Here is a 25,089-nt window from a genome sequence, read left to right as displayed (position 1 = left end):
CGCGCCCGTGGCACGACAGTGCCGCGCACCATAACGCGTGCAACGAGGGAGGAAGGCCGACGGTGCGAGCCGTCTTGCCGCTTCGATGCTGAAGATGATCTGCATGGCCGCCACGCTTGGCGTGGCGGCAAGCTCGCCGGCATTGGCCGACGTGCTGGAATTTCAGGGACGCCGGGCACAAGCGCAGGCGCTGGACGATGGTGGTTTCGTGTTGCGTTGGCCGCAAGGCGAGCGCCGCATCGCTGCACAACCAATGCGCTCGCACACCGCCAGCCCGATGTTCGACGCCTTGTTTGCGCTGGCGCAGCAGGAAATGGCCGACGACCGCGTCGATGCAATCCGCGATCCGGCATTCAACGACGGCAAGCCGGTGCCCTGCCGGTGCTTCGAGACCGGCGAACGCTGGCCCTACGTATGGACCCGCGATGTCAGTTTCGCCGCCGATCTGGCATTGGCGCGGCTGGAGCCGGAACGCACGCGCAATGCCTTGCGGTTCAAGCTGTCGAGCGCGCGCGACGGCCGCACGCCCGGCCTGTTCGTTGCGCAGGACACCGGCTCCGGCGGTAGCTGGCCGGTCAGCAGCGACCGGGTGGTGTGGTTTCTGGCCGCGCGTGGGCTGCTGGACGACCAACCGTTTGCCGACCAGGTCTGGCAGGCATTGCAGGCAACGATCGCGCAGGACCGCACTGCGGTGTTCGATGCGCGCATCGGTCTGTATCGCGGCGAAACCTCGTTTCTGGATTGGCGCGAGCAGACCTACCCGGAGTGGACGCGCCAGGACGTGCGCTTCATCGCCGAATCCTTTGCGCTCTCCACCAATGTGCTGCATTACCAAGCGCTACGCCTGGCCGAACAGCTCGCACGCCAGCATGGCGATGCACGCGCCGCGCACTACGCGCAATGGGCCGATGCGCTGCGCCAGTCCATCGATGCGCGCTTCTGGGATGCGGGCAGCAACCAGTACGTGAGCTATCTCGGCAATGCGGCGCACCCGGTGCGCTATGCCAAGGTCGATCTGCTGGGCGTGTCGCTGGGGGTGCTGGCCGATGTCTTTCCCACCGAGCGGGCACGCCTGGCATTGCGTAACTACCCCATGGTGGCCGGTGGCAGCCCGGTGGTGTGGCCGCAGGAGGCTGCGCAGCCGATCTACCACAACCGCGCTGTCTGGCCATTCGTCAGTGCCTATGCCTTGCGTGCGGCACGCGCACTGGACGACGCACCGCGTATCGCGCTGGAACTGCAGTCGTTGATGCGCGGCGCTGCACTGGCAGGGTCGAACATGGAAAACTACGAGATGCAGAGCCTGGCGGTGCATCTGGAGGAGGGCGCACGCAGCGGCCCGGTGGTCAATTCGCCACGCCAGCTGTGGTCGGTTGCAGGCTATCTGTCTGCGGTACTGGACGGCGTGTTTGGCGTTGCGGCCGATGGCAGCGTGGCCCCCAAGTTGCCGCGTCGCCTGATGCCGTTGGTGTTTGGCGAGCGCCAACAGATCGTGCTGGAGCAGGGCGCACAGCGATATGTGTTGCAGCGCCCGGTTGGTGCAGACGGCGAGTTGCTGGTCGCCGGTGCGGTCACCCGGCACGGCCAGACCACGCACGTGCAGCTGGTTGGACGCAAGGCCGATCCGACCGCTCCGCCGCAACCCAGCCAGGTGTTCGCACCGGAAACCCCGGCTGCTCCGATTGCGCAACGTCGCGGCAACGGGTCTCGCATCGGCATTCCGGCCGGCACCACGCTGCATCTGGATGGCCGCGCGCTGGAGGCGACCGGGGCCTGGGATCTGCCCGATGATGGCCTGCTGCACGTGCTCAGCCTGACCCGACGCAGGAATGGGCTCGAGTCACTGCACAGTCCTGCACTGACGCTTGGGCCGGTGCAGGAACTGCAAGGCGAGCAGTCCTGGCAGTGGCGGTCCCAACGCACCGGGCAGCATCGCGTCGCGCTGCGCTATCGCAACGACACTGGCCCGATCAACACCGGTGTCACTGCGGCAGTGAAACGGCTGTTGCTCGACTGCCCGGGCAAGCCCATGCAGTCGCAGGTCATCGTCATGCCGCATAGCGTGGGCGAGCAGCTGTCCACGCAAGTGAGCTTCGATGTGGTGGCCGGGCAGTCGTGTACGTTGCGGCTGGAGGATGGCTTCAACATGAGTGCGCTGGCGCACTTCGCGCAGTACAACGGCGGCCGGGGTGGCCGCGACGGTGTGGTCAACACCGCGCAAGTGAGTGCGTTGCTGATCGGCCCCGCCGCAGCGGCGGAGGGCGTGCAATGACGGCCAAACCGCGCTTGAGCTTCTGGCACATCTGGAACATGTGCTTCGGCTTTTTGGGCATCCAGTTCGGGTTCGCACTGCAGAACGCCAATGCCAGTCGCATCTTCCAGACCCTGGGTGCGCAGGTCGATGACGTGCCAGGGCTGTGGATTGCTGCGCCGCTGACCGGGCTGATCGTGCAGCCCATCATCGGGTACCTGTCCGACCGCACCTGGACCCCCTGGGGCCGCAGGCGTCCGTATTTCATGGTGGGCGCGCTGTTCACCACGCTTGCGCTGGTGGTGATGCCGAACGCTCCACTGCTGTGGATCGCCGCCGGCACGCTGTGGGTGCTGGATGCCTCGATCAATATTTCGATGGAGCCGTTCCGTGCCCTGGTCGGCGATCAGTTGCCCCCCTCGCAGCGGCCGACCGGCTATGCGATGCAGAGCTTCTTCATCGGTGTCGGGGCGATCGTGGCGAGCTTTCTGCCATGGCTGCTGACGCATTGGGGCGTTGCCAATACCGCCGCGCCGGGCCAGCTGCCCGACAGCGTGCGGTACGCGTTTTATCTCGGCGCGGCGGTGCTGTTCCTTTCGATCGCCTGGACGGTGTTGCGCACGCGCGAATACAGCCCCGCGCAGCTGGCCGCGTTCGATGACGCACATGCGCCCGCCGCGACTCCGGCTAATACCGGCATCCTGCCCTCGCGCCTAGCGAGTGCCTGGTGGTGTGTCGCCGGCCTGCTGCTTGCCGCAGCCATTGCCTGGCAGCATGGCGATCGCATGCTGTACGTCCTGGCCGGCCTGTGCATCGCCTATGGCGCACTGCTCGCGCTGGCACGTGCCTTGCCGTCGACCAACATGCTGGTGGTCATCGTGCAGGACGTGCGCAGCATGCCGACAACGATGCGGCGGCTAGCGTGGGTGCAGTTCTTCTCGTGGTTTGCGCTGTTTGCGATGTGGATCTACACCACCGCCGCAGTCACCCAGGTGCACTTCGGTGCCGGTGACGACACCGCATCGGCCGCCTACAACGAAGGCGCCAACTGGGTGGGCGTGCTGTTCGGTGCCTACAACGGGTTTGCTGCGCTGGCCGCCTTGGTCATTCCGTTGCTGGTACGGGCGATCGGCCTGCGTTGGAGTCACCTGTGCAATCTGTGGCTGGGCGCTGCAGGGCTGATGTCGATGCTGGTGATCCGCGATCCGCAATGGTTGTTGCTGTCGATGCTGGGCATCGGTTTTGCCTGGGCATCGATTCTGTCGCTGCCGTACGCCTTGCTGTCCGACAGCGTGCCCGCCGCCAAGATGGGCGTGTACATGGGCATCTTCAATTTCTTTATCGTGATTCCGCAATTGGTGGCCGCCAGCGCATTGGGCTTCGTGCTTCGCGCATGGCTGGGCGGCCAACCGATCTACGCGCTGGCCATCGGTGGGCTCAGCCTGCTGATTGCAGGCGTGTGCGTGGTGCGGGTTCCAGTGGCCTCGGGAGGGCAATGATGCGCAGTGCGATGTATGTGGCATTGACGATGTACGCAGGCGTGGCAATCGCGGCGCCTGCTGCCAAGGACTATTACGGCACCCTGGAACCGTTCGCTGCGGATGCGGTGTATTTCGTGGTCACCGACCGCTTCGTCAACGGCGACACTGGCAACGATCATCGCGACCAGGGCGGGGCGCATCGCACGTTCGACGTGCCAACACCGTGCGCCGATGGCAGCGAGGACAACATCGGTTACCTGGGTGGCGACTTCAAAGGCATCGTCGAGCATGCCGACTACATTCGCGGCCTGGGGTTCGGTGCGGTGTGGATCACCCCGATCGTCGACAACCCCGATCAGGCGTTTACCGGCGGCAAGCCGATCACCTGCGGCAGCACGCTCAGTGACCACGGCAAGACCGGGTATCACGGCTACTGGGGCGTCAACTTCTACAAGCTCGACGAGCATCTTCCCAGCCCGGGCCTGGATTTTGCCGGCTTCACCCGCGCCATGCACGCCAACAAATTGAAGGTCGTGCTGGACATCGTGGGCAACCACGGCTCGCCCGCCTACACCATGCCGGTGGCGCAGCCGGGTTTCGGCAAGCTCTACGACGCGCAGGGGCGCTTGGTGGCCGACCACCAGAACCTGCCGCCGGCGCAGCTGGACCCGCAGCACAACCCGCTGCATGCGTTCTACAACACCGGTGGTGGCCTGGCGGAACTGTCCGACCTCAACGAAAACAATCCGGCGGTGCTCGACTACCTGGCGGGCGCATATCTGCAATGGATGGAGCAGGGCGCCGATGCCTTCCGTATCGATACGATCGGTTGGATGCCCGATCGCTTCTGGGATGCGTTTGTTGCGCGCATCCGTGAGCGGCACCCGGGCTTTTTCATGTTCGGTGAAGCCTTCGATTACGACGCCGACAAGATTGCCGGGCATACCTGGGCGCGCAATGCCGGCGTCAGCGTGCTGGATTTTCCGCTGAAGCAGCAGCTTTCCGCGGTTTTCGGTCATGCGCAGGCCGGCTTCGAAACGCTCGCCACGCCGCTGTTCCTGCGTCAGGGGCCGTATGCGAACCCCTACGAGCTGATGAGCTTTTACGACAACCACGACATGGCGCGGCTGGATGCCAGCGATACCGGCTTTATCGATGCGCATAACTGGTTGTTCACTGCGCGCGGCATTCCGGTGATCTACTACGGCTCGGAGATCGGCTTCATGCGTGGGCGCGCCGAGCACGCCGGCAATCGCAACTACTTCGGCGTCGAGCGCATCCGCGATGCACCGCAGAGCCCCATCTTCGGCCCGCTGCAACAGATCGCACGTGTGCGCCGCGACACGCCGGCGCTGCAGCGTGGCGTGCAGGTCGATATTGCCCTGCGCGGCGAACAGGCGGCGTTCCTGCGCGTGTACCAGCACGCCGGAACCAGCCAGATGGCGCTCGTGCTGCTCAACAAGGGCGATGCGGCAGCTGCGATCACGGTGAGCCGCTTCCTGCAATCTGGCACGTGGCGCGATGCGGTCAGCGGCGAGCAGGTGCAGGTGCGGGGGCGGTTACTGACGCAGGTGCCGGCGCATGGCGTGCGGGTATTGCTATCGGATGCGCCGGTCACCGATCCGGCATTGCGCAAGCAACTCGATGCGCAAATGGCCGAACAAGCCGTACGCGACGCCCGCAATAGGTAGAAGTGCGGCTGGGCATGACGAGGCATCGCCGGTAACGCCCCGTCGCGCCCGGGTGCGCTCCTACGCAGCGCTTAGCGGGCCGCGGCGGATCTCGCAACCTGCCGTGCATGCTGTCCCGAATCGAATCCCGAACCCCGAATCCGAATCCCAATTCAGCGCCTGACAGCCCCTTCCGCCGCCCGGCCCGACACCGCCTCGCCAGTGTCTGCGCCGGACGGGGTCCACCCCAGCGGCGGCTGCAAGCCGCTGCTGCGCGACGAGTCGCGTAACGCCAGCCGCACCGGAATCGTACGGCTCTGCGCCGCTTCGCCACGGATCAGCGCCACCAGGCTTTCCACCAGCAAGGTGCCGGCCTGCTTGGTGTCCTGTTGCACGGTGGACAACGCCGGCGCCACCGATGCGGCCAACGCGATGTCGTCGAAGCCGCTGACCGCCACGTCCTGCGGCACGCGCAGGCCGCGTTCGCGCAGGGCGCGCATCGCGCCGATGGCGATCAGGTCGCTGGCTGCGCACACCGCATCGAACGCCTTGCCGCTGTCGAGCAAGGCCAGGCAGGCGGCGTGGCCGGACGATTCGGTGGTGATCGCATCGAACTGCAGCGCTGCATCGGCAACCAGATCCTGCTGCGCCAGCGCGGCAACGTGGCCGCGGTAGCGTTCCTCGAATTCGGGATAGTGATTGGAGGCATGGCCCAGAAACGCAATGCGCCGGCAGCCCTGAGCCAATAAGTGCTCGGTGATGTCCAGCCCGCCCTGATAGTTGTCGCTGCCGATCGAGATGCCCGGCTGCCCCGGCAATGCAGCACCCCAGCGCACGAAGTGCGTGCCTTGCTCCACCAGCAACTGCAGGCGCTGCCGCGACTCCTGGTAGTCGCCATAGCCCAGCAGGATGATGCCGTCGGCCTTGTTGCTGTCTTCGTAATCGGCCTGCCAGTCCTTGGAGAGCTGTTGGAACGACACCAGCAGGTCGTAGCCCTGCAGCGCGCAGGCGCGGGTGATCGAACCAAGCATGGAATGAAAGAACGGGTTGATCAGCGAATCGTCGGCGGTGGGGTCTTCGAAGAACAGCAGCGCCAGCGTGCCGGCATTGCGCAGCCGCAGCGACGACGCGTTCTTGTCGACCTTGTAGTTCAGCTCGCGGGCAATGCGCAGGATGCGTTGACGGGTTTCCTCGTTGACCATCGGGCTGCCGCGCAGGGCGCGCGACACGGTCGGCTGCGAGACGCCGGCCAGGTAGGCGATATCCAGCGAGGTGGCTTTACCCTTGATGGTCATGGTCGGCAACGGCAGGACAAGTGGCCGGCATCATGCCATGCGCCCGCCGGTGCCGTGCCGCCGCACGCAACGGCCGGCTGATTGGTTTACCATTCACGCCCAAGACCCCTTGCGAGAAGGTGGCCCGCGCCCAGCGCCGGCCCAGCGTGCGACATGAGCACTACCACCGCCCACCGTTGATCCCGACCGGCGCCCATTTCCGTGGCGCCCGCGACGCGGTCTTTCGCATGACCTTTCCTGCTTTTTCCCGAGCCTGCCCAGCAATGGCCAGATCTCCCATGGCAGCCGAGCGCTGCAGCCAGACCAGACCTCATTCTTGCCCATGATCAACATCACGCTCCCCGACGGCAGCCGCCGCGAATTCGAATCCCCCGTCTCGGTGATGCAGGTCGCCCAGTCGATCGGCGCCGGCCTGGCCAAGGCCACCATCGCCGGCCAGGTGGATGGCCAGCTGGTCGATGCCAGCGACGTCATCGACCATGACGCCAGCCTGCGCATCATCACCGCCAAGGATGCCGAGGGCGTGGAGATCATCCGCCACTCCTGCGCGCATCTGGTTGGGCATGCGGTCAAGCAGCTCTACCCCGAGGTCAAGATGGTGATCGGTCCGGTCATCGCCGAAGGCTTCTATTACGACATCTACAGCGAGCGCCCGTTCACCCCCGAAGACATGGCGGCGATCGAGCAGCGCATGCAGGAATTGATCGCGCAGGACTACGACGTCATCAAGAAGGTCACCCCGCGCGCCGAGGTGATCGAGGTGTTCGCCCAGCGCGGCGAGGAGTACAAGCTGCGCCTGATCGAGGACATGTCCGAGGACATCACCGCGATGGGCCTGTACTACCACCAGGAATACGTGGACATGTGCCGCGGCCCGCACGTGCCCAATACGCGCTTCCTCAAGGCGTTCAAGCTGACCCGCATTTCCGGCGCCTACTGGCGTGGCGATGCCAAGAACGAGCAGCTGCAGCGCATCTACGGCACCGCCTGGGCCGACAAGAAGCAGCTGGACGCCTACATCTTGCGCATGGAAGAAGCCGACAAGCGCGACCACCGCCGCATCGGCAAGGCGCAGGACCTGTTCCACCTGCAGGAAGAAGCGCCCGGCCTGGTCTTCTGGCACCCCAAGGGCTGGTCGCTGTGGCAGGTGGTCGAGCAGTACATGCGCAAGGTCTACCGCGATAGCGGCTACGGCGAAGTACGCTGCCCGCAGATCCTGGATGTCTCGCTGTGGCAGAAATCCGGCCACTGGGACAACTACCAGGACGCGATGTTCTTCACCGAATCGGAGAAGCGCACCTACGCGGTCAAGCCGATGAACTGCCCCGGCCACGTGCAGGTGTTCAACCAGGGCCTGCACAGCTACCGCGACCTGCCGATCCGCTACGGCGAATTCGGCGCCTGCCACCGCAACGAGCCCTCCGGCGCGCTGCACGGCATCCTGCGCGTGCGCGGCTTCACCCAGGACGACGGCCACGTGTTCTGCCTGGAATCGCAGATCGAATCCGAGGTGACCGCCTTCCACCAGCAGGCGCTGGCGGTCTATACCGCCTTCGGGTTCGACGACATCCAGATCAAGATCGCGTTGCGTCCGGAAAAGCGCCTGGGCGACGACGCCACCTGGGACAAGGCCGAAGCCGCGCTGCGCAGCGCACTGGGCGTCTGCGGGGTGGAATGGCAGGAGCTGCCGGGCGAGGGCGCCTTCTACGGCCCCAAGATCGAGTACCACCTCAAGGACGCCATCGGCCGTACCTGGCAGCTGGGCACCATGCAGGTCGATTTCATGATGCCGGGCCGCCTCGGCGCCGAGTATGTGGACGAAAACAGCCAGAAGAAGCATCCGGTCATGCTGCACCGGGCCATCGTCGGCTCGATGGAGCGGTTCATCGGCATTTTGATCGAACACCACGCCGGCGCCTTCCCGTCCTGGCTGGCCCCGGTGCAGGTCGTTGTCGCCAACATCACCGACGCTCAGGCTGAATATGTCGACTCGGTTAGGAAAACCCTTGCAAATCAAGGCTTCCGTGTCAGCGCCGATTTGCGTAACGAGAAGATCGGTTATAAGATTCGCGAGCATACGCTGCAACGCGTGCCATATCTGCTCGTGGTCGGCGACCGTGAAAAGGAAAATGGCGCTGTCGCCGTGCGGACGCGTTCGGGAGAGGACCTCGGGACCATGACGGTCTCGGCCTTTATCGAACGCCTGCAGGCAGAGCAGGCAGCGTGAGCCAACCCCGGCCGGTCTGGATGATCCGGATGCGCCGGTTCGATTCCTCTGGGAGATTGCAATATCAGTACCCCTGACAACAAACAGAACCGCAAGAACCAAGAAATCCGTGTGCCGCGCGTTCGCGTGATCGGCAGCGACGGTGAGATGGTCGGCGTGTTGTCGCGCGACGAAGCGCTCGCCAAGGCCGAAGAAGAAGGCCTGGATCTGGTCGAAATCCAGCCGCAGGCCGATCCGCCGGTCTGCAAGATTATGGATTTCGGCAAGTTCAAGTTCGAGCAGCAGAAAAAGGCCAACGAGGCCAAGAAGAAGACCAAGCAGGTCGAGATCAAGGAACTCAAGTTCCGTCCGGTCACCGACGAGGGCGACTACCAGATCAAGTTGCGCAACATGCGCCGCTTCCTGGAAGAGGGCGACAAGGTCAAGGTCAACATCCGCTTCCGTGGCCGTGAAATGAGCCACCAGGAGCTCGGCCGCGAGATGGCGGCGCGGATCGAGGCCGATCTGGGCGACGACATCGTCATCGAATCCCGTCCGCGCCTGGAAGGGCGTCAGATGGTCATGATGATCGCGCCCAAGAAAAAGATCTGAAGATCTTCTTTCGTGCTGCGTCGGGCCCGGCGGGTCTGTCGCAGCCGCAGGATCAATGACTTGCAGGAATTCCCGGCAACGGGTAGACTGCGCGGCCCGCTTTATCGGGGGCGCCGTGCAAGCGGCATCAGGACCTGTCCGGATCGTGTTCGATCAAGGACTTACAAGCAGGCAAGGGCAAGGATGGAAAGTGTGGTCGCGAGACTGCCGCCCGTGTCAGTGACAAAACACCATCAAGGACATTGCAATGCCCAAGATCAAGACCAACCGGGCGGCGGCCAAGCGTTTCCGCAAGACCGCCTCCGGCAAGTACAAGTGCGGCCACGCAAACCGTAGCCACATCCTCACGAAGAAAGCGACCAAGCGGAAGCGCAACCTGCGGCAGACGAATCACGTCCGTGCCGAGGACGCTGGCCGTCTCGATCGTATGCTTCCCTACCTCTGAGGACTGACCCATGGCACGAGTAAAGCGTGGCGTACAGGCGCGTCGCCGCCACAAGAAAATTCTGACCCTGGCAAAGGGTTACTACAACGCTCGCCGCAAGGTGTTCCGCGTTGCCAAGCAGGCGGTCATCAAGGCGCAGCAGTACGCCTACATTGGCCGTAAGCAGAAGAAGCGTAATTTCCGTTCGCTGTGGATCACCCGCATCAATGCGGCTGCCCGCATCAACGGCCTGAGCTACAGCCGTTTCATGAATGGCCTGCTCAAGGCGGGCATCACCCTGGACCGCAAGGTGCTGGCCGATATCGCCGTGCACGACGCCGCCGGCTTTGCCGCGCTGGCCGAGAAGGCAAAGGGCGCGCTGGCGGCATAAATGCAGGTCCCTCTGCAAGAGCCCGCACATCCATATGCGGACTTCTTAATGAGATAGTCCCTCGCAGGAGCCCGCACGCCGTATGTGCGAGTCCCTCGCAAGAGCCCGCACATCCATGTGCGGACTGCTTGAAGAAGCGGGTCATCGGATGTAGTCACACTTGGTGTGCATGCCTTCGGTGAGGTGAGACGCAGAGATGCAGGGGGAAGGGCGCGAGTCCTTCCCTTTTTGCGTTTTAGCGACGTCGCCAAGTGGGCGATGACAGGTCAATGCAGTGACAATGCGTTCCGGTGCATCCGGAAACACCGTTCGGCTAGCAGTTGAGGCGCAAGTGCAATGAGTGAGATTCAATCCCTGACCGAGCGTGCGCTGGCCGATGTTGCCGCGGCGCAGACGCCGGACCAACTGGAAGCATTGCGGGTGGCCTTGCTGGGCAAGAGCGGCAGCATCACCGCCCAGCTCAAGCAGCTCGGCACGTTGCCGCCCGAGCAGCGCAAGGCGGCGGGCGAGGCGATCAACCAGACGCGCGATGTGCTGACCGCCGCGTTGTCCGAACGCAAGAACACCCTGGAAACGGCTGCGCTCGACGCACGTCTGGCCGGCGAAACTATCGACGTCACCTTGCCGGGCCGCCGCAGCGAACGTGGCGGCCTGCATCCGGTCACGCGGACGCTGGAGCGCATCGTCGAAATCTTCGCGCGGCTGGGGTATGAGTTGTCCGATGGCCCGGAAATCGAAGACGACTGGCACAACTTCGAGGCGCTGAATTTTCCGCCGCACCATCCGGCGCGTGCGATGCACGACACCTTCTACTTCGGCGATGGCCGCCTGCTGCGCACGCATACCTCCGGCGTCCAGGTGCGTTACATGGATGCGCACACACCGCCGCTGCGCATGATCGCGGCCGGCAAGGTGTACCGCTCCGATTCGGACCAGACCCACTCGCCGATGTTCCATCAGGTCGAAGGCCTGCTGGTGGACGAGCATTCCAACTTCGCCGACCTCAAGGGCACCTTGTCCGAGTTCGTGCGCGCGTTCTTCGAACGCGACTTCGAAATGCGTTTTCGCCCCAGCTATTTCCCGTTCGTGGAACCGGGGGCGGAAGTGGACATCGCCTGGCAGCAGCCCGACGGCAGCACCCGTTGGCTGGAAGTGCTGGGCTGCGGCATGGTGCACCCCAACGTGCTGCGCAGCGTCGGCATCGACCCCGAGCGTTACACCGGTTTCGCGTTCGGCCTGGGCGTTGAGCGCTTCGCGATGCTGCGCTACGGCGTCAACGACCTGCGCGCTTTCTTCGAAAACGATGTGCGTTTTCTTCGGCAGTTCGCTTGACGGCGGGGATTGGGGATTCGGGATTGGGGATTTGCAACCGCGCCCCGGTCCTTCCCCGGACTCCGTCGGCGTGTTCCAGCTAATCCCCAATCCCGAATCCCCAATCCCGGCTCCTCATGAAATTCTCTGAAAATTGGCTGCGTAGCCACGTCCCGACCCAGGCCACGCGCGATGAACTGGCTGCGACGCTGACGGCGATCGGTCTGGAAGTCGAAGACGTCACGCCGTTGGGCGAGGCACTGGGGCAGGTGGTGGTGGCGCGCATTGTCGAGGCGGTGCGTCACCCTGAGGCTGATCGGCTACAGGTCTGCAGTGTCGATGCAGGGCAGGGGGAGTTGCTGCAGATCGTGTGTGGGGCGCCCAATGCGCGCGCCGGTCTGGTGGCGCCGCTGGCACTGGTCGGTGCGCAGATCGGCGAGCTGACCATCACCGCGGCCAAGCTGCGTGGCGTGGCCTCCAACGGCATGCTGTGTTCGGCCAAGGAGCTGGGTCTGGACAGCGACGCGTCCGGCCTGTTCGAGCTGCCCGACGATGCCCCGGTGGGCCAGGCGCTGGCCGACTATCTGGGGCTCCCCGATGCCAGCATCGAAATCAAACTCACGCCCAATCGCGCCGATTGCTTCAGCGTGCGTGGCATCGCTTTCGACGTGGCGGCCGCGTGCGCCAGCGAAGTGGTGGCCTTCGACGCCGGTGCGGTGGCGCCGGTGTCCACGCGTACGCTCGCGGTCGAGCTGCAAGCCGGCAAGGATGCCCCGCGGTATTGCGGGCGGGTGATCGAGGGCATCGACCCGGCCGCGAAAACGCCGGTGTGGCTGGCCGAGCGCCTGCGCCGCAGTGGTGTGCGTCCGGTGTCCTTGCTGGTGGACATCACCCAGTACGTGATGCTGGAACTGGGCCAGCCGATGCATGCCTTCGATCTGGATACCTTGCAGGGCCCGATCGGCGTGCGGCATTCGCGCAGCGGCGAGCAGCTGGCGCTGCTGGATGGGCGTCAGGTGACCCTGGACGACAGCTTCCTGACAATCACCGATGCCGGGCGTCCGGTGGCGCTGGCGGGGTTGATGGGCGGGCTGGACACGCGCGTCACCGAGACCACGCGCAATGTGTTCCTGGAATCGGCGTACTTCGACCCGGCCGCCATCATGGGCCGTGGCCGCAAGTTCGGCCTGCACACCGACGCCGGCCATCGCTTCGAACGCGGCGTGGACCCGGCATTGCCGCCGCAGGCAATCGAGGTCGCCACGCGTCTGGTGCTGGAACTGGCCGGCGGTACGCCAGGCCCGGTGGTGCACGCGCAGCTGCCGGAGCATCTGCCGCAGGCCGCGCCCATCCTGCTGCGTCGCGCGCGCATCGCGCGCGTGCTCGGCATCGCGATCGACGATGCCGAGGTGGTACGCATCCTGAGCGCGCTCGGGATGCAGGTCGATGCGGTTGCCGAGGGCTGGCAGGTGATGGCGCCGAGCCGGCGCTTCGATATCGCCATCGAAGAAGATCTCATCGAGGAGCTGGCGCGTATCCACGGCTACGATCGCGTGCCCACCACGCTGCCCGGCGGCGCCAGCCGGATCGCGATGCCAAGCGAGACCCAACTGGACGAATTGAGCGTGCGCCGCCAGCTGGTGGCGCGCGAGCTGCAGGAAACCATCAACTACGCGTTTGTCGATGCCGCGCTGTTGCAGCGCTGGCAGTTGGGCGAGGGCCTGGTGTCGCTGGCCAATCCGCTCAGCGCCGAGCTGGCCGTGATGCGTCCGCGCCTGCTGCCGGGCCTGGTGGCGACGCTGGGCCGCAATGTCGCCCGTCAGGCCGGGCGGGTGCGATTGTTCGAGCTGGGCAAGGTCTTTGCCGCAGCCGAGCAGGCCGGCGCCGCGCCGCAGGAATCCCAGCACGTGGCCGCGGCCGTGTGCGGCGATGCGTTGGCCCTGCAGTGGGGCGAACCGTCGCGCAAGGTGGACTTCCACGACGTGAAGGGCGACCTGATGGCCTTGGCGGCGGCCAGCGGCGCGAAGCTGGAATTCCAGCCGTCCGCCCAGCCGTTCGGGCATCCGGGGCGGTCGGCCGACGTCTATCGCGACGGGGTTCGCATCGGCTGGATCGGGCAGGTGCATCCACGCCTGGCCAAGTCGCTGGAGATCGATGTGGATGTGATCGCATTCGAACTGCAGCTGGCACCGCTGGTGCAGCGCGCATTGCCGCGTGCCGGCGAGCTGTCGCGGTTCCCCTCGGTGCGTCGCGATCTGGCCTTCTTGGTACCCGAGCAGGTGAGCTGGGCGGCGCTGTCGGCGAGCGTGCAGACCACGGTGGGCCCGTTGTTGCGCGAGGTGCAGCTGTTCGACCGCTATGTCGGGCAGGGGGTCGAGCCAGGTTTCAAGAGTCTGGCTATGGGCTTGATTTTGCAGGATAACTCGCGCACTCTCACCGACCGGGACGTGGACGCGGTCGTCACCGATGTGGTGGCCGTGATCGAGCGCGAGCATCGCGCCCGGATCCGGAGTTGAGGCGGTAATCAGGGGAGTGGCATGGCATTGACGAAAGCAGAGATGGCCGAGCGTCTGTTTGACGAGGTCGGTCTGAACAAGCGCGAGGCAAAGGAATTTGTCGACGCGTTTTTCGACGTGCTGCGCGATGCCCTGGAGCAGGGTCGTCAGGTGAAGCTGTCGGGTTTCGGCAACTTCGATCTGCGGCGCAAGAATCAACGGCCCGGTCGCAATCCCAAGACCGGCGAGGAAATTCCGATCTCGGCCAGGACGGTGGTGACCTTCCGCCCGGGCCAGAAGCTCAAGGAACGGGTGGAGGCTTATGCTGGATCCGGGCAGTAATCGCGAACTACCGCCGATCCCGGCCAAGCGCTACTTCACCATCGGTGAGGTCAGCGAGCTGTGCGACGTCAAGCCGCATGTATTGCGGTATTGGGAGACGGAATTCCCCAGCCTGGAGCCGGTCAAGCGGCGTGGCAATCGCCGGTACTACCAGCGACACGACGTGTTGATGGTGCGTCAGATCCGGGGGCTGCTGTACGAGCAGGGTTACACCATTGGCGGCGCACGCCTGCGTCTGGAGGGTGACGGTGCCAAGAGCGAGTCGGCATTGAGCAACCAGATCATCAAGCAGGTGCGGATGGAGCTGGAAGAAGTGCTTCAACTGCTGCGCCGCTAGGAAAACGCTTCACAAAGCCGCTATAATCGCAGGCCGTCCTCGCGACGGGTGCAGCATCTTCGGGGTATAGCGCAGCCTGGTAGCGCACTAGTCTGGGGGACTAGTGGTCGTCGGTTCGAATCCGGCTACCCCGACCAAACAGCAAAGCCCATGTCCTCGGGACATGGGCTTTTTTGTTGCGTTGCAACATTGCATTTTTATGTCCTGGCATGGCCTGGCCAATATGCAGATCGGCATATCGCATTGCAGCATGAACAGCACGCTAGCGCCCGGTTTCCACGGTCCGGTTCGCTATGGACTTGGGTCACGGAATGATGCTAAGTGCCCGAAAACGTTCCAGATCATTAGCGAAAGATCAGGACCTGGATCACGTTTTGTTAACGGGCTAACGACGAACTTGAATCAATAGGCCAACGCCGTCAAAAAAATGGCGAGCTGCGTCTTGCGGTGGATTCTTTCTGTGCCATAGTGCAGTGCAACACGTCATCCCTGTCGTGATCCCGATGTCCTGGGATAAACCTCTCTGTCGTACGTTCGTGCTGGCGTGTTGGCCGGTTGAATGCTGCGCGAGCTCCTGTCCCACCCAACCGAGGCAGCCAGCCACACGCATGAAGAAACTGATCGGACGATTCTGCCAAGGCCTCAGCCTGGCGTTGATCTGCTCGATGACACTGGGCGCTTGCAGCACCGGGAAGGACATGGCGACATCGTTGCCGCTTCCCGATCCGCTCGCAATGTCGGCGGTGCAACCCGAGTATCGACTCTCCCCAGGCGACCTGCTGCTGGTCAAGGTGTTCCAGGTCGACGATCTGGAGCGGCAGGTCCGCATCGATCAGAACGGTCACATCTCGCTGCCGTTGATCGGCGACGTCAACGCCGCCGGCATGGGGGTGGGGGAACTCGAAAAGATGGTCGCCGATCGCTATCGCGGTGGCTATCTGCAGAACCCGCAGGTGTCGGTCTTCGTGCAGGAATCCAACGGCCGTCGCGTGACCGTGACCGGCGCGGTCGATGAACCCGGCATCTATCCGGTGATCGGTGCCAACCTGACCTTGCAGCAGGCCATCGCGCAGGCCAAGGGCGTCAGCACCGTGGCCAGCCGCGGCAATGTCATCGTGTTCCGTACGGTCAACGGACAGAAGATGATCGCGCGCTTCGACCTGACCGAAATCGAGAAGGGCGCCAACCCGGACCCTGAAATTTACGGCGGCGACATCGTTGTGGTGTATCGCTCGGATGCGCGCGTCTGGTTGCGCACCATGCTGGAACTGACCCCCTTGGTGATGGTGTGGCGCGCTTACCGATGAGTATGAATTCCGACAATCGTTCTTCGCCGTCGCATCGCCACGGACACCTCGAACTGGCAGACGTCAGCCTGATGGATTACTGGCGCGCCCTGGTGTCGCAGCGGTGGCTGATCATCCTGATCACCATCGGTGCGGTACTGCTGGCGCTGGTGATCACCTTGCTGATGCCGGAAAAGTATCGTGCTACCAGCACGCTGCAGATCGAGCGTGACTCGCTCAATGTGGTCAACGTCGACAACCTGATGCCGGTGGAATCGCCGCAGGACCGCGACTTCTACCAGACCCAGTATCAGTTGCTGCAGAGCCGATCGCTGGCACGTGCGGTGATCCGCGAAGCCAAGCTCGACCAGGAGCCGGCGTTCAAGCAGCAGGTTGAAGAGGCGCTGGAAAAAGCAGCGGCAAAGAACCCGGAAGCGGGCAAGACGGTGGATTCGCGCCAGGCCATCATCGAGCGCAGCCTCACCGACACCTTGCTCGCAGGTCTGGTGGTCGAGCCGATCCTCAATTCGCGTCTGGTCTACGTCAATTACGATTCGCCGGACCCGGTACTGGCAGCGAAGATCGCCAATACCTATCCGAAGGTGTTCATCGTCAGCACGCAGCAGCGTCGCATGAAGGCGTCTTCGTTCGCGACCAAGTTCCTGGCAGAGCGTCTGGAGCAGCTGCGCTCCAAGGTGGAAGATTCGGAAAAGACCCTGGTGGCGTATTCGACCGACGAGCAGATCGTCTCGGTCGGCGACGACAAGCCATCGCTGCCGGCGCAGAACCTGACCGACCTCAATGCATTGCTGGCGTCGGCACAGGACGCACGCATCAAGGCCGAGGCGGCCTGGCGCCAGGCCGCTTCCGGCGATGCCATGTCGCTGCCGCAGGTGCTCAGCAGCCCGCTGATCCAGACCCTGCGTGGCGAGCAGGTGCGCCTGACCAGCGAGTACCAGCAGAAGCTGTCGACGTTCAAGCCGGATTACCCGGAAATGCAGCGACTGAAGGCGCAGATCGAAGAATCGCGCCGGCAGATCAATGGCGAGATCATCAACGTGCGCCAGTCGCTGAAGGCGACCTACGATGCATCGGTGCATCAGGAGCAATTGCTCAACGAACGTATCGCCGGCCTGCGCAACAACGAGCTCGACCTGCAAAGCCGCAGCATCCGCTACAACATGCTCAAGCGCGACGTCGACACCAACCGCCAGCTCTACGATGCGCTTCTGCAGCGCTACAAGGAAATCGGTGTGGCGGGCAACGTGGGCGCCAACAACGTGACCATCGTCGACACTGCAGATGTGCCCACGTCGAAGACTTCGCCGAAACTCAAATTGAACCTCGCTTTGGGCTTCATCTTTGGCGTATTCCTGGGTCTGGCGGTGGCGCTGGTGCGCTATTTCCTGCGCGGGACCGGGCCGGAAACACGATTGAACTGACATCGTGGTGTTGCAAAACAGTGGTTAATTAAAGTGACAACCGATTCAGCGTGGAAAAGGTTGGATCCCGTATGTTTCGGGCTCCTTCGTTTGAAAGTTTGTCTCTGTTGAAACAAAGGGCTGTCGGGCGATCTGGGGTCGGTAGGTATTACCGCGGTGATCGCTCGACGGAGATGATTGAAAGCTCGCGTGCGACTCGTATGTTTCCCCGCATGCACCGTATCGAGTTTGGAGGACATCCCCATGCTTTTGGCAGACCTGAGTAGCGCGACTTACACGACATCCTCGCCGCGATTGTTGTCCAAGTATTCGGCCGCGGCCGACCTGGTGCTGCGCGTGTTCGACCTGACCATGGTGGTCGTGTCGGGCTTGATCGCCTATCGCATCGTGTTCGGCTCCTGGGTTCCCGCCGCGCCCTATCGGGTTGCGATCGGTACCACGCTGCTGTACTCGGTGATCTGCTTCGCGCTGTTTCCGCTGTATCGCAGCTGGCGCGGTCGCGGGCTGCTGAGCGAATTGATGGTGCTGGGTGGTGCCTTCGGCGGTGTCTTTGCGCTGTTCGCGGTGCATGCGCTGATCGTGCAGGTGGGCGAGCAGGTCTCGCGCGGCTGGATCGGCCTGTGGTTCGTCGGCGGCCTGGCATCGCTGGTCGCCGCACGTACCCTGCTGCGCGGCTTTCTGAACCACCTGCGCGCCCAGGGCGTGGACGTGCAGCGGGTGGTGGTGGTGGGCTTGCGCCACCCGGTGATGAAGATCAACCACTACCTGAGCCGCAACCCGTGGGTCGGCATGAACCTGGTGGGTTACTTCCGCACGCCTTACGACATTGCCGTGACCGAGCAGCGCCAGTCGCTGCCGTGCCTGGGCGAGCCCGATGCGCTGATCGACTATTTGAAGGACAACCAGGTCGAGCAGGTGTGGATCTCGCTGCCGCTGGGCGAGCGTGACCACATCAAGCAGCTGCTGCAGCGTCTGGACCGTTACCCGATCAACGTGAAGCTGGTGCCCGACCTGTTCGATTTCGGTTTGTTGAATCAGTCCGGTGAGCAGATCGGCAACACGCCGGTGATCAATCTGCGCCAGGGTGGTGTGGATCGCGACAATTACTTCGTCGTCGCCAAGGCGCTGCAGGACAAGATCCTGGCCGTGATCGCGTTGATGGGCCTGTGGCCGCTGATGGCCGCCATTGCCGTGGGCGTCAAGATGAGCTCGCCAGGCCCGGTGTTCTTCCGTCAGCGCCGCCATGGCCTGGGCGGTCGCGAGTTCTACATGTACAAGTTCCGTTCGATGCGCGTGCATGACGATCATGGCACCACGATCCAGCAGGCGACCAAGAACGACACGCGCATTACCCGTTTCGGTGCGTTCCTGCGCCGCAGCAGCCTGGACGAGTTGCCGCAGATCTTCAACGTACTCGGCGGCAGCATGTCGATCGTGGGTCCGCGCCCGCATGCAGCGCAGCACAACACGCATTATGAAAAGCTGATCAATCACTATATGCAGCGCCACTACGTCAAGCCGGGTATCACCGGTTGGGCGCAGGTGAATGGCTTCCGCGGCGAAACCCCGGAGCTGCGCACGATGAAGAAGCGTATCCAGTACGACCTGGACTACATCCGTCGTTGGTCGCTGTGGCTGGATATCCGCATCATCGTGCTGACTGCGGTGCGCGTGCTCGGACAGAAGACCGCGTACTGATGAAGGCGGGGAGCGTGCGAGCGGGCGCGTCCGGCGCCGCGGGCGGCTGCACTGCAGCCGCCCCTTTCAGGCAGGCGTGTGCATGCTGATTCGAATGAGCGAAGCAACCCGCGTTCGCTGGCACAACCTGCTGATCGAGCTGACCTTGCTGGTCGGCGTCGGTTACAACCTGGTGCTGGCCCTGATCAATGCGAATGTGTTCACCGTGCGCCCGGTGATCACTTATGCGGTCGAGTTCATGGTGTATGCGGCGTGTTTCCTGCTGGGCCTGGGCTCGCTCAGCCGCAAGCGCATCGCGTTGATCATCAGCGGGCTGGGGTTGATCGTGCTGCTGATGTTCGTGCGGTTCCTGGTGAACTGGCAGATCGATCCGAAGTTCTTCCGCGACGCGCTGGTGGTCTTCGCCTTCGTGGTGCTGGGGTCCGCGTACACCGGCTCGCTGCCCAAGCTGTTCATCCGTATGACCATCATCGTCTCGCTGGTCGCCGCGTTCGAACTGGCCATGCCAAGCGCCTATGGCGATCTGGTCAATCCCAAGAGTTTCTTCGTCAACGCGCGCGGGATGAGCGCCGAAGGCTTCTGGAACGAGGACAGCAACCTGTTCGTCAGCGCTACGCGCCCGGGCGAGCGTAACTTCCTGCCGGGTTCCAACCTGCCACGCGCCTCCTCGATGTTTATCGAGCCGGTGACGATGGGTAACTACATCTGCTTCTTTACCGCCATCGTGCTGGTGTTCTGGCGTTGGATGCGTCCGGCCGCCTTGATGCTGTCGGTCGGACTGATCGGCTTCATGATCGTCGCTTCCGACGGACGCTTGGCCGCGGGCACCTGCGTGTTGATGGTGCTGCTGACGCCCTTGCTGAAACGCCTCGATCAACGATTGGCGTTTCTGGTGTTTCTGCTGGTGATCATGAGTGCGTGGCTGCTGGTCTGGGTGACCGGGATCACCGCCTACCAGGACACGACGATGGGCCGGGTGTTCTTCACCGTGTATTCGATGAACAACCTGTCGTTCGAGTCCTGGATGGGCCTGGATTTTGCGCAGGCGTATCGCTACTTCGACAGCGGCATTTCCTACTTCATCGCCTCGCAGTCGATTGTCGGCGTGCTGGCGTTCCTGTTGTCGTATTCGTTCCTGCTGCTGATGCCCAGCAAGGAAGGGCAGCTGTTCAAGAACCTGGCCATCTTTGCGTTCGCGCTGAGTCTGCTGGTGTCCAACGGCTACTTTTCGATCAAGACCTCGGCGCTGTGGTGGTTCGTCTGTGGCTGCCTATGGCACATGCGTCCGACCTGGTCCGCGTCGGCTGCTCCCCGGACCTCGATCAAGGATGATCCAACGGCAGATGGCGCGCAGCTGCCATTGCCCGCGGGAGCAGCACGATGAGCGCTGCCGCGGCAGCTACGTCGCCGGTCACGCCTGCCGCTGGCGACCGGATCACGACAGCGGGTCGCGCGCGCGATCAGCGGATCGATGCGGCCAAGGCGGTTGCGATCCTGCTGGTGGTGTTCTGCCATGCCAAGGGTGTGCCGCACGGCATGACCCTGTTCGCCTACAGCTTTCACGTGCCGCTGTTTTTCATGGTGTCGGGGTGGCTGGCGGCTGGCTATGCGTCCCGCACCACGGGATTGGACAGGCGCTCGTTGGGCAGGCATGCACGCAGCCTGCTGCTGCCCTACGTGACGTTCTATCTGTTGGGCTATGCGTACTGGTTGTTGACCCGCAACATCGGCGAGAAGGCGGCTCGGTGGGGAAGCCATCCGTGGTGGGAGCCGATCGTGTCGCTGTTCACCGGGATCGGTCCGGACCTGTACGTACAACCGCCACTGTGGTTTTTGCCGGTGATGCTGGTGACCGTGATTGCCTACATCCTGCTGCGCCACGTGCTGCCCCCGCTGGTCATTGCGCTGGCGTCGCTGGTGCTGGCCTGGATCTGGATGAACTGGTTCCCGGGACAGGGCGTGCGGCTTTTCTTCGGCCTCGATGTGCTACCGGTGTCGTTGTGTTTCTACGCGCTGGGCGCGTTGTTGATTCACCTGTCGCCGCGGTTGCCGACGTCGCTGCCGATCAGTGCGTTGGTAACCGTGGTGCTGGCGTTCGCAGTCGCGTGGTTGGCCCAGCGCAATGGACGCATCGACGTGAACATGCTGCAGTTCGGGCGCGAGCACGCGCTGTTCCTGCTCAGTGCGGTGCTGGGCTCGCTGATGGTGATCTGCGCGGCGCGGTTGGTGCAGGGCTGGGCGTGGGTACAGTGGATCGGCCGTAATACCTTGCTGATCCTGTGCACGCACATGTTGGTGTTCTTCGTCTTGTCCGGCGTTGCCGCAGTCGCGGGCGGGTTCGGCTCGGCGCGGCCCGGGCTGGGCTGGGCGGTGTTCGTCACGGTCTTTGCGCTGGTTGCATGTGTGCCGATGCGCTGGGTGCTGATGCGGTTTGCTCCCTGGGCGTTGGGTGCGCGCACGGTGACGGCATGAGCGGCGCTGCGGCATGACCACGGCTCCGTACTTGCCCGAGGTGGGACGCGACACGGCAGGCCCGGTCGTGCGGCCGGTGACTGCGGCGACCCGCGACTGGCAGATCGATGCGGCAAAGGCCCTGGCCATCGTACTGGTGGTGCTTGGGCATGCCAGCGGCATGCCGCCCGCGTACAAACTGTTTGCCTACAGTTTTCATGTGCCGCTGTTTTTCGTGCTCTCCGGATGGGTGGGCGAACGCTTCGGGCGGCGTGCGTTGAACGCAGCGACAGCAGCCAAGCTGGCGCGCACGCTCCTGGTTCCGTACCTGGCTTTTTTCCTGGTGGCCTACGGTGTGTGGCTGTTGATGGCGGTGCTCAATCACGCCTTCCATCAGCCGGGCGCACGTGCGTGGTGGGATCCGTTGACCGGCGTGCTCTGGGCCAATGGCACGCGTCTGTACGTGCTGCCGGCGTTGTGGTTCTTGCCGGCACTGTTTGTCACGACACTGGCCTACATTGCATTGCGCGCGCGCCTGAGTACGGGCGTGGTGGTGGCGATGAGTTTGCCGCTGGCACTGGCATGGGCGCGATGGTTTCCCGCGCTGCAGCTGCGGCTGCCGCTCGCGTTGGACGTGCTGCCGATTGCCTTGTTCTTCATTGCCATCGGCGGCTGGCTGTCGCGCTTTGCCGAGCAGTTGCGCGGCTTCGGTGCAGGGGCCTGGGCAGTGGCCTTGCCGTGCGTGGCGGCGGCCTGGGGACTGCTGGCTGGGTGGAATGGGCAGGTGGACGTCAACAACCTGCAGTTCGGGCACTCGGCCGCGCTGTTCGTCCTGGTCAGCCTGCTGGGAACCGCGATGACCTTGTGCGTGGCCTACTTCGTTCGCAACTGGCAGTGGGTGCAATGGATCGGTACCAATACACTGCTGATCCTGTGCACGCATACCTTGGTGTTTCTGGTGATCACCAGTGTGGTGGTCCGCACCGGCGTGGTGGATCGCAGCCTGATCGGTACGCCGGCCTGGGCGATGGCGTTGAGTGCGTTCGCGATCGCCTGCGCTGTACCGATGCGCATGGTGCTGGTGCGTAGTGCGCCATGGATGTTGGGGTTGAAGCGTCAATGATGCGTTTTCAGAATCGACCGTCGTCGCAGCACCTGCGTGCGCGTCGCCGGCACAGGAGATTGGCGTAAATGAAAGTGGTGCATGTCGTCCGCCAATTCCACCCCTCGATCGGGGGGATGGAGGAAGTCGTCCTCAATGTCGCCCGCCAGCATCAGGCCACTAGTGCCGATACGGTGGAGGTGGTGACGCTCGATCGCGTGTTTACCGACCCGGGTGCGCAGCTTGCGCCGCAGGAAACCCATCAGGGCCTGCCGATCCGGCGGATCGGCTATCGCGGCTCCTCGCGTTACCCGCTCGCGCCATCGGTTCTGGGCGCGATTCGCTCTGCCGATGTGGTGCATCTGCATGGCATCGATTTTTTCTACGACTACCTTGCGCTGACCAGACCGTTCCATGGCAAGCCGATGGTGGTTTCCACCCACGGCGGGTTCTTCCACACCGCCTACGCATCGCGCATGAAGCAGATCTGGTTCCAGACCCTGACCCGGGCATCGGCGTTGGCGTATGCGCGGGTGATTGCCACCAGCGAGAACGATGGCGACCTGTTTGCCAAGGTGGTATCGCCAGCGCGCCTGCGCGTGATCGAAAACGGCGTGGACGTGGAAAAATATGCAGGGCAGGGCGCGACGACGCCTGGCCGGACGATGCTGTATTTCGGTCGCTGGTCGGTCAACAAGGGGTTGATCGAAACGCTGGAGCTGCTGCAGGCCGCGCTCAAGCGCGACCCGCAGTGGCGGCTGATCATCGCCGGCCGCGAGTACGATCTGAACGAGGCCGACCTGCGCAAGGCCATTGCCGAGCGTGGTCTGCAGGACAAGGTGCAGTTGAGCATGTCGCCCTCGCAGGAGCAGTTGCGCACGCTGATGCAGCAGGCGCAGTTCTTTGTCTGCCTGTCGCGCCATGAAGGGTTCGGCATTGCCGCGGTGGAGGCGATGAGCGCAGGGCTGATTCCCATCCTCAGCGATATCCCGCCGTTCGTGCGGCTTGCCACCGAGTCGGGACAGGGCGTGATCGTCAATCGCGACAGGATCGACGCGGCGGCCGACCAGGTGCAGGCGCTTGCGCTGACCGCTGATGCCGACTTCGCCAAGCGGCGTGCGGCCTCGATGGCCTATGTGAGCCGCTACGACTGGAAGCATGTGGTCGGGCGTTACGTGGACGAGTACCACGCCGCGCTGGGTACGCCGCGTCCGCAGGAGACGCTGCGATGAGCGCGCACGCATCTGCATCGCTGACCCGTGCAGCGGTCCGGCCGCAGGTCACGGTGTTGTTCTCCACGGAAAAGCCCAACGCCAGCACCAATCCGTATCTGACCCAGCTCTACGACGCGTTGCCCGATGCGGTGCAGCCGCGCTTCTTCTCGATGCGCGATGCCTTGTTGTCGCGCTACGACGTGCTGCATCTGCACTGGCCCGAATACCTGCTGCGCCACCCCAGTGCTGCCGGCACCCTGGCCAAGCAGGTGTGTGCGGCGTTGTTGTTGCTCAGGTTGCAGGTCACCGGCACGCCGGTCGTGCGCACCCTGCACAATCTGGCGCCACACGAAGACCGTGGCTGGCGCGAGCGCAGCCTGTTGCGCTGGATCGACCGCCTGACACGCCGCTGGATCCGCATCAATGCGACCACGCCGCCACGTCCGCCATTCACGGACACCATCCTGCACGGCCATTACCGCGACTGGTTCGCGACGATGCCGCAGGGCACCACGGTGCCGGGGCGGCTGCTGCATTTCGGCCTGATCCGCCCGTACAAGGGGGTGGAAACGCTGCTGGAGGTGATGCGCGATGTCGGCGACTCGCGCCTGAATCTGCGCATTGTCGGTAACCCCGCCACGCCGCAGATGCGTACGCTGGTGGAAGACGCCTGCGCGCAGGATCCGCGCATCAGCGCATTGCTGGCCTATGTCGAGGAGCCGGTGCTGGCACGCGAGGTGAGCGAGGCCGAGCTGGTGGTGTTGCCGTATCGGCAGATGCATAACTCCGGAACATTGCTGCTGGCCTTGTCGCTGGCGCGTCCGGTATTGGCGCCATGGAGTGAATCCAACGCGGCCATCGCCGAGGAAGTGGGCCCGGGATGGGTATTCCTGTATGAAGGTGAGTTCGATGCGGCCTTGCTGACGGGCATGTTGGACACGGTGCGCGCGGCGCCGCGCGGTCCGGCCCCGGATCTGTCGCAACGCGACTGGCCGCGCATCGGGCAGCTGCATTACCGCACCTATCTGGAAGCGCTGGGCAAGGACGGAGAAGCCGCGCTGTGACCGCAGAACCCCCCTCG

20 protein-coding genes and 1 tRNA gene are annotated in these 25,089 nt (G+C 63.9%); 20 read left to right on the top strand and 1 reads right to left on the bottom strand.

Annotation, left to right across the window (positions count from 1 at the left end):
- Positions 1–85: 85 nt before the first annotated feature.
- From RZV17_RS12695 to RZV17_RS12685, 3 genes are read left to right on the top strand one after another with little or no spacing between them, the layout of a single operon-like run.
- Positions 86–2,272 (top strand): Six-hairpin glycosidase-like protein, encoded by a 2,187-nt coding sequence (locus RZV17_RS12695; protein ID WP_355603908.1) that lies wholly within the window; start codon positions 86–88, stop codon positions 2,270–2,272.
- A complete protein-coding gene (locus RZV17_RS12690; RefSeq protein WP_355603905.1) occupies positions 2,269–3,750 on the top strand; it encodes an MFS transporter in 1,482 nt (493 codons plus the stop codon). Before RZV17_RS12695 ends, RZV17_RS12690 begins: the two co-directional genes overlap by 4 nt.
- 47 nt (positions 3,751–3,797) lie before the next feature.
- Entirely contained in the window at positions 3,798–5,423 is a 1,626-nt protein-coding gene (locus tag RZV17_RS12685) for an alpha-amylase family glycosyl hydrolase (protein ID WP_355609347.1), read from the top strand.
- Positions 5,424–5,575: 152 nt separating this feature from the next.
- Here the strand turns inward: RZV17_RS12685 and RZV17_RS12680 are convergent, their stop codons facing one another.
- A complete protein-coding gene (locus RZV17_RS12680) occupies positions 5,576–6,697 on the bottom strand; it encodes a LacI family DNA-binding transcriptional regulator (protein ID WP_355603902.1) in 1,122 nt (373 codons plus the stop codon).
- Positions 6,698–7,019: 322 nt separating this feature from the next.
- Here RZV17_RS12680 and thrS point away from each other — a divergent pair, with 322 nt between their 5' ends.
- From thrS to RZV17_RS12595, 17 genes are all read left to right on the top strand, one after another.
- Positions 7,020–8,924 (top strand): threonine--tRNA ligase, encoded by a 1,905-nt coding sequence (gene thrS / locus RZV17_RS12675; protein ID WP_005930235.1) that lies wholly within the window; start codon positions 7,020–7,022, stop codon positions 8,922–8,924.
- 63 nt (positions 8,925–8,987) lie between these two features.
- Positions 8,988–9,515 carry a translation initiation factor IF-3 gene (infC, locus tag RZV17_RS12670; RefSeq protein ID WP_302050463.1) on the top strand — a complete coding sequence of 176 codons (528 nt, stop codon included), beginning with the start codon at positions 8,988–8,990 and terminating at the stop codon, positions 9,513–9,515.
- Positions 9,516–9,762: 247 nt separating this feature from the next.
- A complete protein-coding gene (rpmI, locus tag RZV17_RS12665; RefSeq protein WP_002811096.1) occupies positions 9,763–9,960 on the top strand; it encodes a 50S ribosomal protein L35 in 198 nt (65 codons plus the stop codon).
- Between the two features lie 10 nt (positions 9,961–9,970).
- On the top strand, positions 9,971–10,330 hold the full coding sequence (gene rplT / locus RZV17_RS12660; RefSeq protein ID WP_003484828.1) for a 50S ribosomal protein L20: 360 nt from the start codon (positions 9,971–9,973) through the stop codon (positions 10,328–10,330).
- Between the two features lie 336 nt (positions 10,331–10,666).
- Positions 10,667–11,662, top strand: a complete 996-nt coding sequence (gene pheS, locus RZV17_RS12655) for a phenylalanine--tRNA ligase subunit alpha (RefSeq protein WP_039410829.1) — start codon at positions 10,667–10,669, stop codon at positions 11,660–11,662.
- Positions 11,663–11,778: 116 nt separating this feature from the next.
- The gene (gene pheT / locus RZV17_RS12650; protein WP_355603897.1) at positions 11,779–14,157 is read left to right on the top strand and encodes a phenylalanine--tRNA ligase subunit beta; all 2,379 of its coding nucleotides are present in this window, start codon (positions 11,779–11,781) and stop codon (positions 14,155–14,157) included.
- A gap of 21 nt (positions 14,158–14,178) precedes the next feature.
- The gene (locus tag RZV17_RS12645; protein WP_002811076.1) at positions 14,179–14,478 is read left to right on the top strand and encodes an integration host factor subunit alpha; all 300 of its coding nucleotides are present in this window, start codon (positions 14,179–14,181) and stop codon (positions 14,476–14,478) included.
- Entirely contained in the window at positions 14,459–14,815 is a 357-nt protein-coding gene (locus RZV17_RS12640; RefSeq protein WP_005995911.1) for a MerR family transcriptional regulator, read from the top strand. The genes RZV17_RS12645 and RZV17_RS12640 overlap by 20 nt, the downstream gene beginning before the upstream one ends.
- Positions 14,816–14,875: 60 nt before the next feature.
- Positions 14,876–14,952, top strand: a tRNA-Pro gene (locus tag RZV17_RS12635).
- 471 nt (positions 14,953–15,423) lie between these two features.
- Positions 15,424–16,122: a polysaccharide biosynthesis/export family protein gene (locus RZV17_RS12630; protein ID WP_039410841.1), complete on the top strand. Its 699-nt coding sequence runs from the start codon at positions 15,424–15,426 to the stop codon at positions 16,120–16,122.
- Complete coding sequence (locus RZV17_RS12625; protein WP_139015221.1) at positions 16,104–17,543, top strand: GumC family protein; 1,440 nt, start codon at positions 16,104–16,106, stop codon at positions 17,541–17,543. Before RZV17_RS12630 ends, RZV17_RS12625 begins: the two co-directional genes overlap by 19 nt.
- A 243-nt stretch (positions 17,544–17,786) precedes the next feature.
- Entirely contained in the window at positions 17,787–19,241 is a 1,455-nt protein-coding gene (locus RZV17_RS12620) for an undecaprenyl-phosphate glucose phosphotransferase (protein WP_039410847.1), read from the top strand.
- Between the two features lie 94 nt (positions 19,242–19,335).
- Positions 19,336–20,625: a polysaccharide biosynthesis protein GumE gene (locus tag RZV17_RS12615; RefSeq protein ID WP_166745129.1), complete on the top strand. Its 1,290-nt coding sequence runs from the start codon at positions 19,336–19,338 to the stop codon at positions 20,623–20,625.
- A complete protein-coding gene (locus RZV17_RS12610; RefSeq protein ID WP_355603892.1) occupies positions 20,622–21,713 on the top strand; it encodes an acyltransferase family protein in 1,092 nt (363 codons plus the stop codon). The genes RZV17_RS12615 and RZV17_RS12610 overlap by 4 nt, the downstream gene beginning before the upstream one ends.
- A gap of 13 nt (positions 21,714–21,726) precedes the next feature.
- Positions 21,727–22,815, top strand: coding sequence for an acyltransferase family protein (locus tag RZV17_RS12605; RefSeq protein WP_355603889.1), 1,089 nt, complete (start codon positions 21,727–21,729; stop codon positions 22,813–22,815).
- 68 nt (positions 22,816–22,883) lie between these two features.
- Entirely contained in the window at positions 22,884–24,026 is a 1,143-nt protein-coding gene (locus RZV17_RS12600; RefSeq protein ID WP_184371464.1) for a glycosyltransferase family 4 protein, read from the top strand.
- Positions 24,023–25,072 carry a glycosyltransferase gene (locus RZV17_RS12595; protein ID WP_355603885.1) on the top strand — a complete coding sequence of 350 codons (1,050 nt, stop codon included), beginning with the start codon at positions 24,023–24,025 and terminating at the stop codon, positions 25,070–25,072. The genes RZV17_RS12600 and RZV17_RS12595 overlap by 4 nt, the downstream gene beginning before the upstream one ends.
- Positions 25,073–25,089 lie beyond the last annotated feature (17 nt).

Origin of the sequence: Xanthomonas cannabis, from assembly GCF_040616535.1 — a bacterium.
In the GTDB taxonomy this organism is placed as follows: domain Bacteria; phylum Pseudomonadota; class Gammaproteobacteria; order Xanthomonadales; family Xanthomonadaceae; genus Xanthomonas; species Xanthomonas cannabis.
Note: the sequence above shows the minus strand (reverse complement) of the source record. Positions and strands in the feature narration are given on the sequence as shown.

Excerpts from the sequence above, each read along its gene's own strand:
- RZV17_RS12695 (WP_355603908.1), top strand. The coding sequence starts at position 86 with ATGCTGAAGATGATCTGCATGGCCGCCACGCTTGGCGTGGCGGCAAGC.
- RZV17_RS12690 (WP_355603905.1), top strand. The coding sequence starts at position 2,269 with ATGACGGCCAAACCGCGCTTGAGCTTCTGGCACATCTGGAACATGTGC.
- RZV17_RS12680 (WP_355603902.1), bottom strand. The coding sequence starts at position 6,697 with ATGACCATCAAGGGTAAAGCCACCTCGCTGGATATCGCCTACCTGGCC.
- thrS (WP_005930235.1), top strand. The coding sequence starts at position 7,020 with ATGATCAACATCACGCTCCCCGACGGCAGCCGCCGCGAATTCGAATCC.
- rpmI (WP_002811096.1), top strand. The coding sequence starts at position 9,763 with ATGCCCAAGATCAAGACCAACCGGGCGGCGGCCAAGCGTTTCCGCAAG.
- rplT (WP_003484828.1), top strand. The coding sequence starts at position 9,971 with ATGGCACGAGTAAAGCGTGGCGTACAGGCGCGTCGCCGCCACAAGAAA.
- pheS (WP_039410829.1), top strand. The coding sequence starts at position 10,667 with ATGAGTGAGATTCAATCCCTGACCGAGCGTGCGCTGGCCGATGTTGCC.
- pheT (WP_355603897.1), top strand. The coding sequence starts at position 11,779 with ATGAAATTCTCTGAAAATTGGCTGCGTAGCCACGTCCCGACCCAGGCC.
- RZV17_RS12645 (WP_002811076.1), top strand. The coding sequence starts at position 14,179 with ATGGCATTGACGAAAGCAGAGATGGCCGAGCGTCTGTTTGACGAGGTC.
- RZV17_RS12640 (WP_005995911.1), top strand. The coding sequence starts at position 14,459 with ATGCTGGATCCGGGCAGTAATCGCGAACTACCGCCGATCCCGGCCAAG.
- RZV17_RS12630 (WP_039410841.1), top strand. The coding sequence starts at position 15,424 with ATGAAGAAACTGATCGGACGATTCTGCCAAGGCCTCAGCCTGGCGTTG.
- RZV17_RS12620 (WP_039410847.1), top strand. The coding sequence starts at position 17,787 with ATGCTTTTGGCAGACCTGAGTAGCGCGACTTACACGACATCCTCGCCG.
- RZV17_RS12615 (WP_166745129.1), top strand. The coding sequence starts at position 19,336 with ATGAGCGAAGCAACCCGCGTTCGCTGGCACAACCTGCTGATCGAGCTG.
- RZV17_RS12610 (WP_355603892.1), top strand. The coding sequence starts at position 20,622 with ATGAGCGCTGCCGCGGCAGCTACGTCGCCGGTCACGCCTGCCGCTGGC.
- RZV17_RS12605 (WP_355603889.1), top strand. The coding sequence starts at position 21,727 with ATGACCACGGCTCCGTACTTGCCCGAGGTGGGACGCGACACGGCAGGC.
- RZV17_RS12600 (WP_184371464.1), top strand. The coding sequence starts at position 22,884 with ATGAAAGTGGTGCATGTCGTCCGCCAATTCCACCCCTCGATCGGGGGG.
- RZV17_RS12595 (WP_355603885.1), top strand. The coding sequence starts at position 24,023 with ATGAGCGCGCACGCATCTGCATCGCTGACCCGTGCAGCGGTCCGGCCG.